This window comes from Tardiphaga sp. 20_F10_N6_6 (assembly GCF_052076045.1).
GTDB classification, from domain to species: domain Bacteria; phylum Pseudomonadota; class Alphaproteobacteria; order Rhizobiales; family Xanthobacteraceae; genus Tardiphaga; species Tardiphaga robiniae.
This window is the reverse complement of record NZ_CP197239.1, coordinates 6,331,242-6,344,338: the sequence shown is the minus strand read 5'-3', so window position 1 is coordinate 6,344,338 and position 13,097 is coordinate 6,331,242. Positions and strand designations below refer to the sequence as shown.

Here is a 13,097-nt window from a genome sequence, read left to right as displayed (position 1 = left end):
ACAATTGCGAGACTTGCCATATGGCCCATCCCCACGACGTCAGCGTCTGCGGCACCTATATCCTGGACATCCTCGGCGTCCCCGTCACTGAAATCCCGGCCGGCGGCGGCCGCGCGCTGATCGATGAGATCCGGCTCACGGTCGCCGGCACCGCGGGTGGCACCGTGGTGCCCTGCGCGCGCCTCGGACTGAAGGCGCTCGCCATCGGTGCGGTCGGCGCCGACGAGAAGGCCGACTGGGTGCTGAATGCGATGGAGCGCGAAGGCATCGATATTTCGGTGATGGAGCGGATGGCCGGCGTGCCGACCTCCGCCACCATCCTGCCGATCCGTCCGGATGGCTCGCGCCCGGTGCTGCATGCGCGCGGCGCCTCCGCGCGCTGGAAGATTTCGCCCGAAGCGCAGAAAGCCGCCTGCCGAAGCAAGGTGCTGCATCTTGGCGGCGTCGGATCGCTGCTGGCGATGGACGGCGAACCGACGGTGGCGCTGCTGCGCGACGCCAAGGCGGCCGGCTGCATCACCACCGTCGATCTCATCCAGGCACGCGGCGAGACGCTGGCGCTGGTCGAACCGCTGATGCCTTATACGGACTTCTTCATGCCGAGCATCGACGAGACCCATGCGCTGGTCGGCACCAACGACCCCGCGGCCTGCGCACAATATTTCATCGGCAAGGGTGCCGGTGCCTGCGCGATCTCGCTCGGCGAGCACGGCTCTTTTGTCATGACGCGCGACGGGCGGCAGTTCACGGTGCCGGCTTTCGAGGTGACGGTGCGTGACACCTCCGGCTGCGGCGATTCCTATACCGGCGGCTTCATCGCCGGCCTGGTCCGCGACTGGGACCTGCTGGACTGCGCAAAACTGGCGACAGCCACCGCCGCCATCGTCGCGACGGGGCTCGGTTCCGGCGCCAATCTCGTGTCCTTCGAGGAGACGGTCAAGGCGATGAACACGCTGCCCATCCGCGGCGCCGCCCGCGTTTAAGTCGCTTCGCGTTACGCTTTTCTGAACAACAGGATCGATTTCATGACCAGACATGCCATCGTTACCGGCGCCAGCCGCGGAATCGGACGCGCCATCGCCCTTGGCCTCGCCAAGCGCGGCTACAATCTCGCTCTGACTGACATCGCAGCGCAGGAGAGCACGCTGCTGGAGACCGTCACGGATGTGAAGAAGCTCGGCGGCAAGTGCATTCCGGTGCTGGCAGATGTCAGCAAGCTCGAGGATTGCCAGCGCTCGGTTGCGGAAGCGGTCGCGGGTCTCGGCCATGTCGATGTTCTCGTCAACAATGCCGGCATCCTGCGTCTCGCGACCATCGAAGAAACCACGCCCGAACACTGGGACCAGACCTTCGCCGTGAACGTCCGCGGCGTGTTCCAGATGACCCAGGCGATGGTCGTCCACATGAAGGAGCGCAAATACGGGCGCATCGTCAACATCGCCTCGTTGGCCGCGCGCACCGGCGGCCCCGGCCAGTCGCATTATGCCGCGTCGAAATCCGCCGTGGTGGGCTTCACGCGGGTCTCGTCGATGGAATTCGGTGGCCATGGCATCACGGTGAATGCCGTATGCCCCGGCATCATCCTCACCGAGATGGGCCGCAACAACCTGCGCGATCCCGAGAGGGTCACCTATTTCGAGAAGATCACCGACCTGCATCGGCTCGGCGAGCCGGAAGACGTCGTCGGCCCCGTCGCATTCTTCGCCTCGGACGATTCCGCCTTCGTGACGGGCCAGGCACTCAACGTGGATGGCGGTATCTTTTACAGCTGAGCGACCTCAATCCGAGATCAACGTCCGGCAACGAACACACGACTTGCCGGACTTCCGCGGACGTGCGTATCCGGGACCGCGCATCACACGGCATGGGCAGCAACAGGCCGAACCATGCTGGGGCGCCTGCTCGATACTCACGAACGCTGGCACAGCGCTTCGTTAGGCTTGGAATTTTTGGCGCGCTAAGAATGAGGTGGCGCCTAGGCCGGCAGCTTTTTTTGCCCCGCGCTGCAACCAACGGGGTTCACGGATGTTGCAGCATTTGCTGGGTGGCCGTCCATAGGAGCGCATCCATGTGTGATTACAGCCTGCACGCGGTCGCCAACCGTCCCGCAGAGGTGGCGGATAGGTTGGTATCGGCAAGATTTCCTTCGACGACGACTAAAGGGTTCGCAAGCTTCGACGATCCAAACGTTGCGGTATGCCTTCGCCCTGGCACCGAGATCGCTTTTGAAGAAAACGTCCGGATCGATGGATGGGTGTTTCGCCGCAACGTCAACGATCGACTAGCCCGCTTTCGTCAAATTGACATGGGCCAGTATCACAATCACCACGACGCGCTGGAATTCTCAAATGGCAGGATTGTTCTCGTCACCGACCTGAAGCCCGGGCAGAAGGCAATCGTGCTGCAATTACCGGTCAGTCAGGCAATCCAGAAAACCAGGACCGCTGCGCCTGCAGCGACGCCGCGGGCCGCTCGGACCACTCCCTGACGAGCCCTATCGCCAGTAGGCAGAAGAAACCCGCCGGCGCAGCTCGGCGGGTTTTCATTGCATTGGTAGGGTCTTGGCTATGCTCGACGTCTCGCGGCATATCGCCGAACCGCACACCGCCATAACCCGCTCGATCCCGCGGGCGTTTTTTCTTTGGCTCCCTTGAACCTTTCAGCCACGTCCATCGTACCAATTTGAACTGGGGATTTGAGGGCCCAGTGTTTAGCCAACGTCGCCGGGGCGATCATACTCCGCCCAGGGCGGCGTTGCGCGTACGATCCCCACCCGCCTCACCCGCGGGCTTTTGCAGAGCCGCACGCCATCGTTTAGAATGCCGGAATGACGAACACAAAAGCATGGCAGTCCAAGCTGCTCGACGAACCCAGGATCGGCTTTGTTGAAGAGCACGGTTCGCGCGCGGCCAATGCCGAGCGCGCCATGGTCGTCGAGCGCCGACACAAACCGACGGCATCCCCTCGGACGACTCCGAAACACGATCCCCTGGCGAAGATCCTAAACGAACCGCGCGTGGGCTTCGAGACTATCCATCGATCCGCCCCCAGGTCGCCAAAATGAAAGAGCCGCCCACTGAGGCGGCCTTACTGCTTGGGAGGCCTAAAACCAGATTGGTGCCGAAAATGAAAATACAGGCCGGCGCCTATTCCCAACACCCAGCATATCGTTGCGATGCCATGGATCATGTACTTCACCACAGGATGATCGTTGGGTATTCCGAACTGACTGACGCCCAGCACGAGCGCTAGACACAAGATTACCGTCGCCAGAATCCCGACCGCCGACCCCGCGCAAAACCACAAAAAGAGCTTCATCTGCAGATAGTGGCCCGTCTGCCCCTAACGTTTCTTAAATTCGGCCACCGCGGTTTTCAAACCAGGCCACTGAGGTCGGAAAGCGGCCAGGACGAATAGTCTAGAGCTTCGCCTGGACCGTCCAGAATGATGCATCTTTATCGGACAGGTCATTGTGGATGGTGCTGTCGCTCGGGGCGTGTGGACGCAGCCGCCAAGCCTCCGAATTGATCTCCAATTCGAGCTCGCTGTGCGAAGCTGAGATCACCTTACCTGACACCCGACTTTTGTTTGGGTATTCGAGCGCTAGCGTTTCTCCCGGCGCCACCGATTTGGCGACGACAGAAATCACGGTACCGGTTTTGATATCTTTTCCGTTGATGAAGGCGCTGAGCATCGACAAACTCCCATTTGCTGCTTGGTGATTGGACTTGAATGCAAAGCGCGCCGCACGACGGCACCAGAATGCTGTTTCTCCACATGTAGGAACGTGCACGCATCCCGGCGGTTCCACCTGGCCACCTCCCACAGAGGGCTCGGGACCAATAGAAAAATTCGATCCGTGTTCGTTTAAGTTTGCAAAGACCTTTGGAATGGTCATTGCAGCGCGCTGAGGTAGCTCAAAGGGTTTTCGACGTAGCGGCAGCGCGGTCTTGCCGAGCAGCGGCCTCGGCGAAGCGTCACATCGGCGCTGGCGCGATGTGCCTTGATGCCCTGCGCATTGAATTGCGGGTGATCACGCACGCTTCACCGCGGGCTCGGATGAAGACACACATAGTCCCAGATACAGCGCGATTACCCGAGGTGGCAGGACGCTGCTAATTGGCGTTACTTCACCGCGAGCAGAACTTGGACGTGTCCAAGCGCAATAGCCAGATCGCGATCAGTGAGGCCTCGCGCCAAATCTCGCAGCTGGAATTCCATCTGCATACGCTTGGGCGTGAGCTGCTCTTCTTGAGGCGACACCAGCAGTTCGGAAAGCGGCAGTCCAAGCGCCATCGCTAAGCTCTGGACCGTTTTGATCCCCGGCTCCTGCAAGCCCCGCTCGATGTTGGAAATACTCTCCGGCGTGCGCGAGATCCGAGCCGCAAGATCTTCTTGCGTCATTCCAGCCCGTTGGCGGGCTAAGCGCAATTTCTGTCCGAAACCATTTTCAGTGGCGTCAACCATTCCCGAGCTTCGCTTCGAGTCATTTGCTTGACCATGAACTTCACTTCGACTTAGATGCCAGAAGACGAAGTAAGATTCGTTTTTTGGCAGATTAATCGAAGTCAGCTTCACCCATGCACGTCCGCATCCATCGAGGGACTCACGAGATCGGGGGCACATGTATCGAGCTAGAGACCGAGGGAGCGCGGCTTTTGCTCGATCTCGGCCTACCGTTGGATGGCGAACTCAGCGATACGGCATCCCATCCGTCCATCGAGGGACTTGCGGGCGATAGCAATCTCTTAGGCTTGGTTCTTTCCCACGGACACGTCGATCATTGGGGTCTGGCGCCGTTGGCAGGCCCAGATCTGCCGGTCGCATTGGGTGCTGCCACGCTCCGCATCCTCCAAGCTGCAGCTCCGTTCGTCCCGCGCCCCTACGTCCCGGCGCGACCGATCGAGTTCACCAGCGGCAGTTCGGTTCATTTCGGCCCATTTCGCATAACGCCCCATCTTGTCGACCACTCCGCCTACGACGCCCATGCCATAGAGGTCGAAGCCTCTGGCAAGCGCCTGTTCTATTCCGGCGACATTCGTGGCCACGGCCGCAAGGCGGCTCTGTTCGAGAAGATGCTCTCTCATCCGCCGAAGGACGTCGATGTCATGCTGATGGAAGGTTCGAGCTTCGGCCGACTCGATTCCGATCACTCCTTCCCGGTAGAGGCGGAGGTCGAGCAACGTTTCCTCGAGCTATTCAGCCAGACTGAAGGTTTAGCCCTTGTTGCAGCATCCGCCCAGAACATCGACCGCATGGTCAGTCTTTACCGCGCCTGCAAACGGACAGGTCGGACGCTGATCATCGACCTCTACACCGCCGAAATCCTGAGGGCGACCGAGAATGCCCATATCCCGCAGTCGGATTGGCAGAACGTCGCGGTTTACGTTCCGCAGTATCAACGGGTGCAGATCAAGCGCGCCGCGCGCTTTGATCTGATCGAACGACATCGAGCGAACCGCATCTTTGCAGAGCAATTGGCCGAGATCGCCCCAAAGTCAGCGCTTCTGTTTCGCCCCGCAATGCTCGACGACCTCAAACATGCGGCGTGCCTGAACAGCGCTCTTGCGATCTGGTCTCAATGGGCTGGCTATCTCCGTCAGGAGCGCGGCCTGGCATTGGTCCAAGAGCTTAGCTCTCTAGATATTCCAATCGAACATGCCCATACCTCCGGCCATGCGAGCATCAAGGACCTTAAGCGACTCGCCAGCGCGATAGCGCCCAAGATGCTGGTGCCTATCCACACCTATGCGCCAGCCGCGTTCCTAGACCACTTTGATGCGGTCGCGTTAAAGCACGACGGCGAATGGTGGGACATCCCCGCATGATCCCGACACAGGTCCAGCATGGGGTCAGCGATGCATTCCTCGATCATCTCGAGCATCTCACCTTTGATGAGACTGATCCGTGGTGGCGGGATGTTCTGCTGAGAGACGATCTGTTCATCGCCGTTCGGCGTAATTCGCTGAATGTCTACCACCGCGGTGCTTCGATCTTCCGCATCGACGACAAGGGCGATGGGACGGTCAGCCCGAAGACGCACGTCAAATATCTCGTGAGGCAGCAGCAGGCATTGGCGGAACTCGTCGAAGGCCGCTTCAGGTCTTCTAAGGAGATCGTCTGGTCGCGATACGATCCTCGGCGCACGCTGGCCGACATGACGCGATCGGCGACTGATCTTGCCGGGGTTGAGAAGGCAGGTCTCCATCCTTTGATCTTGAGCAGCCCACATGTCATCGACGTCGAAGTCTCCTTGGACCGGGCCGGCGATGACATGCCGGCTGAGACGACACCACAGACCCAGGATCCTGCTCGACGCGGCAAGGCAGCCTTACGTCTTCAGGATCGCCTGGACGTCACGACCCTGGAACGTCAGGGAGATGCCATCGCTATTGTGTTCCACGAAGCAAAACACTTCACCAATCCCGCCTTACGCGCCAGGCGAGGCGACCCCGACGTTCTCAATCAACTGCGTCGGTACCGCCGGACCATCGCTCAACATTCCGCAACTCTGCTTGGCCGCTACCAGGCAACCTGCCGTGCCCTCGTACGCATCGGCGCAATGCGTGCGAGTCTGCGTACCGACCGCGGTCAGGTCGTCCGTGCGATCGGGTCTTTGATTGGTGACGTCTCGAATGGCGGAGCAAAGCTCATGATCGACCCGGCCCCTCGCCTGCTGATCTTCGGATTCGACGCGGATCAAAAGAACGGCGTCCTAAGCACAATGCTGTCCGGCCTGAGGGCCGCCGAGCCGATGCTTCCAATCTACGCTGTCGGCGACCCCACGACCGCAACCGGCGCATTCCGTCCGGCCCCGCAAGGCGCGTGGCACAAATGTAACACCTGATCTTTCTTCTTAAAAAACCGCAATTTCTCGGCGCCTGATTTGAATCTAGTGGGGCGACCTACCCGGTCGCATGCGAGCCGGCGACTTCCACAACTATGGGTTGGATTAACGATATGTGCACCACACCGACTTGGCATGTAAGTGCATTCACCCACCGCGGACGTGTTCGCGGCAGCAACGAAGACACCATCGCGATCGGCGGCCAGATTCTCTCGGGCGACCTTTCAGCTCCGTTGGAATTTCACTTGAGCAGCCGAGCCAGCGTTCTAATGGTTGCGGATGGACTGGGCGGGCATAATGCCGGCGCCCTCGCAAGCCGGTTCGTCATCGAGCAGTTGGTCAAACTGATCGATTGCACCGCCACAGCGTTTGACTGCGCAAAGGCGATCACCGAGACCAATCAAAAGCTCTTCGACCTGATGCAGCAACAACCTGACCTTGCCGGGATGGGAAGTACATTGGTCGGCGCCGTGCTTCAGCAAACGGAACTAGTCAGCTTCCACGTCGGTGACTCTCGCCTTTATCTCCGAACGCCGCTTCACCTCATTCAACTGAGCCAAGACGATGTACCCGAGGGCAAAATCGACCCCCAAGGACGGCGGACGACCCACGGCATCACTCAGGCGCTCGGTGGCTCGCTCGGCTTCATCGCCGTCGAACCGAATGTAACCACAGATCCGCTGCCGGCTCCCGACGAAACCCTCCTGCTGTGCAGCGACGGGCTCACCGATCTAGTCTCGGACGACGCCATTCGCCGCGTTCTAGGGACGGCCGATCTTTCCCTTGCAACTCGCCGCCTCGCGGCCCTCGCGCTCCGCCGAGGAGGTCACGACAACATCTCTATTGTCGTTGCGCGACGCGAACGAGCCTAGCCGCCGCTTTCCTTTCACATCTTTTAACTCTGGAGGGGCGGCCTGACCGCCGAATATGCATGATGAAAATCTATTCTGTCTCAGCCTTCGTTTTGTTGTCTTCCGCTCTATTAGCATGCGGCAACAGCTCACCCTGCTCTGATCCGAACGTGCTTACCAAGGTCAAGGAACTGTTCGACCAGCAGGAGTTTGGCCAGTTCATGCCGACGCCTCCGAAGGTCTTCAAGGTCCAGGACAAGACCGCAACATCCATTTCCACAGGTCAGGATAAGGGCGGCAACCGATGCTCCGTGGTGGTCACGTCGGACATAATCGAGATGATGCGCTTCACCGAGCAAGCCACCGAAGAAGAGATCGTTCAGATCAAGCAGGAGGCCGCGAAGCGGAACTTCCCGCTGACCAAGGACTATCTGACCAACTACGCCGTTCAGCCGCTCGCTTCCGGCCAACATTACGTCACCCTCCTGAAATGAGGCCGATCAGCATGCTGCGCATATCCCTCACTGCTGGCCTTTTGCCCGCAATCGGCTGCTTCGCCCCCACCCTGGCAGCACCAACCGGCATTTTGACCGAATCCACCATCGTGTTTTGCTCAGACACACGTTCGGGGAATTGCCTATCGGCGTTTCGAGGATCGACACGAGATTGGCTTTTGGCTGCAACCGAAGGCGTGAAGCGACCAACGCTTCATCGTGATCTCGAAAACCAGCAGATGCATGTCGCCTCTGCCAACCAACCATCAGCTACCAACTCGACCGAAGCACCACCGACCAAAAGGAACGGTTCAGGCGGCTTCGTTTTCGATGCGAGTTCAGTCAAGCATTCAACGAAGCCCGCGCTGCTTATTCGCTTGGGTGAAAAGATCACCAAACAAGCGCTGAAGCGACGATTTGCAGGGAACGATGTCCGTTACACGACAGGTGAAGGCTGCCTGACCTGCGCTGTCATCACCGGGACAGACGGACAATTCGATGTCGACTTCGATCATGATGGCCGCACAGTCATTAATCTTCGGTCCATCGACGATCGCGCCCGCGACGTCAAGGGGAACAGCGTCGGATCACCGCTAGCAGAGGCCATTGGCTCCAACACTGCCAATTGCGATGCCGGCGAGAGCACGACCTGCGCATCCCCAGACGTCAAGGGCTTGCTTTACGTCGTAGCCGAGGACGACCAGTGCCCCTTCACCGTCACGGAAAAACAGCCCACCGATATCCCCGCTTGCGCACGCATCGGCGGATTCCAAATCCTGGGCAATTGACGCCAGCCTGAAGGCACCATTGGAAAGCGCCATGATGATACAACCCAGGAAAGCGTTGCTGACAACAGCCGCTCTGACAATCTCGCTCGCGATTGGGCACGCCATCGCCGAAGACGGTTCGAAGACAGACAAGATACTGCTCGGAACTCACATCGGGAATGCGACGATCGTGTCTTTGGCAGGTGTCGACACCAGCCAAGCGGTCGTCAAGTTCCAGCGCAAGCTCGATGATGCCGTCGAGGAGTGCTCCCGAAACGTCGGGGCGAATGAGGATGGCACGGTGCCATCTGAGAAGGTCGCCGACTGCGCGAAGGCCGGCCTTGCAGGGCGAACGATGAAAGTGCTGACCCGGCGCGCTGTCTGCGCCCACTCCACACTCTACACCGAGTTCGGCAACTATTCGCTGATCGACTATCTGAGAGAAGAAGACCAAAGCGTGGGTGACCAGACGTGGCGGCCCGTTCGCACCAACTGGAAGAATCACCGGGACGATAAGATCGTCGGCAACTGCAGCGGCTGCAACACACCACAATTGCTGGACACCTACCGCATCCTTTGTCCGTCCTGGTACAGGGAAGCATTCGGCGGCCGTGATCCTTATTGACGAAATATATGATTAGCGGAGCCTCGACCGAACAAAGCGAAAACTGCGAAAAATTGGCCTAATCTACGCGAAAGGCTACACGACCAATTGCGCCCTCGTTCATGCGCTAGCCTTGATCAAGCTGTGCGGCAAGCCGAACTGATCCAGGACATGGCCGTTGCCGTTATCTCGGCGCAGCTATCGGTCATCCGCTTCGTCTTTAGAGTGCCGCTCGCTCAGCATCCTGGTCTGGATCCGGTCGAGTGATAGGGACCCGGGAGAAGGACCGTTTGATCTCGGACGACGAGCCGGCGGGCTTTGGACTCCGGCTCTTTAGTTCAGGCGGTCCCGCCTATCGCTGACATCCGCAGCTTATGCTTGGAGGCACAGGGGCCCTGACCCGCTCCCTGCAACGCCCCCGCTTTAGGGTTCTGTTCTCCACCGAGGAGACAGACGATGCGTATTGGCAGGTTCACTGAAGAGCGGATCACCGAAATTTTGAAGGAGCACGCCGCCGGGATGTCGGCGGGCGAACTGTGCCGCGAGCACGGCATCAGCGATGCGACGTTCTACAAGTGTCGATCCTGATTTGGTGGGAGAACATCTCCGAAGCGTCGCAAGCTGAAGGTGCTGGAGGAGAACCGCAAACTGCAGAAGCTGCTGGCAGAGACGATGCTGGAGGCATCGACGTTAAAGAAGATGCTCGAAAGAACTTCTGCCTCCCAGCTCGCGGAGACTTGCTGTGACCTGGGCGATCAATGAGAGGGGCTACTCGCAGCGGCGGCCCTGCCGACTGGTTGGGCTGCAGGCGAAGACCTATCGCTATGTGTCAACCCAGCCTGACAATGGCGCGTTGCGGGCTCGACTAGCGTAAAGTATCCCAACTAACAGTTCAAAAAACAAATGGCGGCACTTGTGCCGCCATTCTTCTTGGATAGTCGCGAAGGAATGTCCCGTCTAAGTTGCGTAGCGCAAGTATTCGATGAAAGGCTTGAGATAAACATAGGCAGCTGCAGGAGGATCGATTCCAAGCTTAAGCATCATCAAAGCATCCTTCACCTCGCCCACATCAGACTGAGTAGAAATGGGGACTTTCGCAGAGACTTTAATCGCCTTGTCGATCTCGGACTTACGAGGCGCTTCATTGAGGCGAATGACCTCGACAACCTTGAAGCGCGCCTTCACGAGAGCACGGAAGTGGTGACATTCGCCGACGACTTCGCCGAAGCGAGAGATCGGAATTCTGCGACGTTGCCCGCTCTTTTTAATGTCAAGTAGAGCGTCACGGAAGCCTTTGTCGTCCTCTGCGATCGGCGGCAGATATTCAAGGTTAAGGTGTGATACCTGAACTTTGAATATGGAAAATCTAAGCATGGTGAGTTCTCGTATAGGTGACGTACATCTCCAAGCAGCCGTCGCTTTGGCTTGTGATTTGCTTAGGGATTCTAGTCGGGGGTTGGCGAACGATCTTATGATCGCGCCAAGTGCGTGAGCGCACTCTCCGTATTAATATGTAGCGCGTCCGATTTTTCCCTAGATTTCAAAGAATTTTTTTTAAACCTGAGCGAAAATAGTTAGCGGTCCGACGTCAAACAATTTTGGGGCGAAAGGTCTGCAAACCACACCCCGATAGGGCAACTAACGTTTCCTGGCGAGCTAGTACCGCAAGACACCTCTTAGCGGAGTCGCATCGCGCGAGTGATGAGCTAGAAGTGGTCAAACCAAGCGGTCGATTATCACCTGTTTAACAGATGGCGTCGCAAGCGATTGAGATCGGATCGTTCTTGAGCAATATCCAGGTAAAAATAGCTTGGCGAATCCGCATCGTGCCATAGATTCTATTGCATTCCCCTTTTCGCACCTCGGAGGTGAAACGGGAATGCGGTGCAACACAATCTAGCGAGTAACAAAATGACTGATACTATTAGTTCGGCGACGACGCCGGACAGCAATTTAGCAGAGACCGCAAAGGCGCGCGTTAGCCGTACGTCTAGCCACACGCCGATTGACCCAGGTTACGCAACATTGCGCTTGCTCAACAGCGAAAGCGTCGAGGAAGCAGAGCAACTGCGTGACGCGGTGATCGCGCATCTCAAACCACGCAACGTGATCGAGAAGATCTTTGCGTCTGATTTCATTCACAACGAACTGGAGTTGCGTCGCCTTCGGGCCATCTCCGCAGCCGCCCTCTCGGCAGCTCGTCCGTGGAGCGTGAGCAGGCTCAACGGTTACCCCGACGACCGTTTTATCGACTCGGCACTGCCGACCGGTCACTATGCTGCAGGCATCCAGGATCTCGCCAACAAGGGATACCCCCTAAAGGATATCGACGCTTACAGCGCCCTCACCTTCGCACCTGCATTTGACTCGCTCGATAAGCGCGCGGCCACATTGGAAGTGCGCCGCAATCAGGCACTGACCGCGTTCGAGGATCGCCGCTCGCAGCAAGATCTTGCCGACCGCACTATCGATGCCGATGCAGGCGACGCGGCGGCTATCGAACATCAGTCGGACGTCTAAAAATGACGTCGTCACGCATCACCGCTAACCGGCGTAATGCACGCAAGAGCACGGGGCCACGCTCAACGGCTGGCAAGCGTGCGGCCGCCTCGAATGCGCTCCGCCACGGACTGAACGTGGCCATCCCGGCAGACATGCCGGCGGTGGCCGCGGTTGCTAGAGAACTATCGGATCATTTCGCTCGTCCTCAATCGGATCGCGATGTGATCGAAACCGCGCAGGCGGTCGTTTCTTATGAACGCATCAAAGAGGCATATTTCGCGCTGTGCCACGGCATCGCGGTGCCGCTCATGATGAGGCCGGCGATCGAGCCGGTCGCAATGACATCGCGGGCTGACGATCCGCTCGGACTGTTGGCCGTTTTCGAGGTCTTCAAGGCTCAGATCGAATTGCCTGACGGCGCCAAGCCGTTGAGCGTCATCGAGTTCGCGCGCGAACTCGAGCGGTTGGCGCGCTATGAGCGCCGTGCTTATTCAGCACGCAAGAAAGCCCTGCAGCGCCTTGGGCGGCAACACCAAGCTCAGACTTAGCCCAGGGGCCCCGAACCTGTTGCCCAAGCGCAACAGGTCAAAAATCTTCCAAAAAAGCCGCAATATCTCGCGCCCTCAATTGAATCTCTCATTTGGGGGCGGTTTCGCGTTTGGCGGAACGAACCCAATCGGCCCAGCGACATTCGCAAAAGCGACGCTGCGTGTTTGGCGGAACGAAGCCAAGCCCACGATGGGCCGGATGGTGCTCAATGATGTTGGAGGTTCGAACCATGATTGTAAGGCCGATGCCGGGGTGGCCGCTGCAGATGCGGGCGGAGACAGCCGCAGCCTATTGCGACGAGACGGGCACTGACGAGTTCCTGCGCGGTGTCGCGGAGGGACATTATCCGGCACCAGGCTCTTCATCCGGCGGCACCGCAAAGTGGCACCGCGCCGCATTGGATGCAGCAATCGACCGGCATCACGCGATATTCACACCGGCGATCGCTAGCGACTTGATTGATTTGCTTTAACGGAGACGCCC

The 13,097-nt window shown here is 58.8% G+C and carries 16 protein-coding genes and 1 pseudogene; 14 read left to right on the top strand and 3 right to left on the bottom strand.

The window, feature by feature from the left end; translation table 11 throughout:
* Positions 1-20 precede the first annotated feature (20 nt).
* From AB7813_RS30265 to AB7813_RS30250, 4 genes are all read left to right on the top strand, one after another.
* On the top strand, positions 21-983 hold the full coding sequence (locus tag AB7813_RS30265) for a sugar kinase (RefSeq protein WP_441228912.1): 963 nt from the start codon (positions 21-23) through the stop codon (positions 981-983).
* Positions 984-1,025: 42 nt separating this feature from the next.
* A complete protein-coding gene (locus tag AB7813_RS30260; RefSeq protein ID WP_089267913.1) occupies positions 1,026-1,772 on the top strand; it encodes an SDR family NAD(P)-dependent oxidoreductase in 747 nt (248 codons plus the stop codon).
* 296 nt (positions 1,773-2,068) lie between these two features.
* Complete coding sequence (locus AB7813_RS30255) at positions 2,069-2,488, top strand: hypothetical protein (RefSeq protein ID WP_120290464.1); 420 nt, start codon at positions 2,069-2,071, stop codon at positions 2,486-2,488.
* A gap of 339 nt (positions 2,489-2,827) precedes the next feature.
* Positions 2,828-3,064, top strand: a complete 237-nt coding sequence (locus AB7813_RS30250; protein WP_120290462.1) for a hypothetical protein — start codon at positions 2,828-2,830, stop codon at positions 3,062-3,064.
* A gap of 354 nt (positions 3,065-3,418) precedes the next feature.
* On the opposite strand, the gene AB7813_RS30245 is transcribed toward AB7813_RS30250, so the two are convergent.
* Positions 3,419-3,898, bottom strand: a complete 480-nt coding sequence (locus tag AB7813_RS30245) for a hypothetical protein (RefSeq protein WP_441228911.1) — start codon at positions 3,896-3,898, stop codon at positions 3,419-3,421.
* A 227-nt stretch (positions 3,899-4,125) separates the two neighbouring features.
* Positions 4,126-4,578, bottom strand: coding sequence for a helix-turn-helix domain-containing protein (locus tag AB7813_RS30240; protein WP_158596812.1), 453 nt, complete (start codon positions 4,576-4,578; stop codon positions 4,126-4,128).
* 2 nt (positions 4,579-4,580) lie between these two features.
* Here AB7813_RS30240 and AB7813_RS30235 point away from each other — a divergent pair, with 2 nt between their 5' ends.
* The 7 genes and pseudogenes from AB7813_RS30235 to AB7813_RS30205 form a co-directional block, all read left to right on the top strand.
* Positions 4,581-5,828 (top strand): MBL fold metallo-hydrolase, encoded by a 1,248-nt coding sequence (locus AB7813_RS30235; protein ID WP_441228910.1) that lies wholly within the window; start codon positions 4,581-4,583, stop codon positions 5,826-5,828.
* Entirely contained in the window at positions 5,825-6,847 is a 1,023-nt protein-coding gene (locus AB7813_RS30230) for a hypothetical protein (RefSeq protein WP_441228909.1), read from the top strand. Before AB7813_RS30235 ends, AB7813_RS30230 begins: the two co-directional genes overlap by 4 nt.
* A 113-nt stretch (positions 6,848-6,960) precedes the next feature.
* Positions 6,961-7,719 (top strand): PP2C family protein-serine/threonine phosphatase, encoded by a 759-nt coding sequence (locus tag AB7813_RS30225; protein ID WP_439083761.1) that lies wholly within the window; start codon positions 6,961-6,963, stop codon positions 7,717-7,719.
* Positions 7,720-7,778: 59 nt separating this feature from the next.
* Entirely contained in the window at positions 7,779-8,192 is a 414-nt protein-coding gene (locus tag AB7813_RS30220; RefSeq protein WP_441228908.1) for a hypothetical protein, read from the top strand.
* A gap of 11 nt (positions 8,193-8,203) precedes the next feature.
* Complete coding sequence (locus tag AB7813_RS30215; protein ID WP_441228907.1) at positions 8,204-8,980, top strand: hypothetical protein; 777 nt, start codon at positions 8,204-8,206, stop codon at positions 8,978-8,980.
* Positions 8,981-9,011: 31 nt separating this feature from the next.
* Positions 9,012-9,584 carry a hypothetical protein gene (locus AB7813_RS30210; RefSeq protein WP_441228906.1) on the top strand — a complete coding sequence of 191 codons (573 nt, stop codon included), beginning with the start codon at positions 9,012-9,014 and terminating at the stop codon, positions 9,582-9,584.
* Between the two features lie 435 nt (positions 9,585-10,019).
* Positions 10,020-10,431: pseudogene (locus AB7813_RS30205) on the top strand (transposase); the annotation flags it as partial.
* 89 nt (positions 10,432-10,520) lie between these two features.
* On the opposite strand, the gene AB7813_RS30200 reads toward AB7813_RS30205, so the two are convergent.
* Positions 10,521-10,937, bottom strand: coding sequence for a hypothetical protein (locus AB7813_RS30200; RefSeq protein ID WP_441228905.1), 417 nt, complete (start codon positions 10,935-10,937; stop codon positions 10,521-10,523).
* A gap of 651 nt (positions 10,938-11,588) precedes the next feature.
* Here AB7813_RS30200 and AB7813_RS30195 point away from each other — a divergent pair.
* From AB7813_RS30195 to AB7813_RS30185, 3 genes are all read left to right on the top strand, one after another.
* On the top strand, positions 11,589-12,083 hold the full coding sequence (locus AB7813_RS30195; RefSeq protein WP_439083766.1) for a hypothetical protein: 495 nt from the start codon (positions 11,589-11,591) through the stop codon (positions 12,081-12,083).
* Between the two features lie 116 nt (positions 12,084-12,199).
* Positions 12,200-12,613, top strand: a complete 414-nt coding sequence (locus AB7813_RS30190) for a hypothetical protein (protein ID WP_441228904.1) — start codon at positions 12,200-12,202, stop codon at positions 12,611-12,613.
* Between the two features lie 209 nt (positions 12,614-12,822).
* Positions 12,823-13,086: a hypothetical protein gene (locus tag AB7813_RS30185; protein WP_120290438.1), complete on the top strand. Its 264-nt coding sequence runs from the start codon at positions 12,823-12,825 to the stop codon at positions 13,084-13,086.
* The last annotated feature ends 11 nt before the right edge of the window (positions 13,087-13,097 follow it).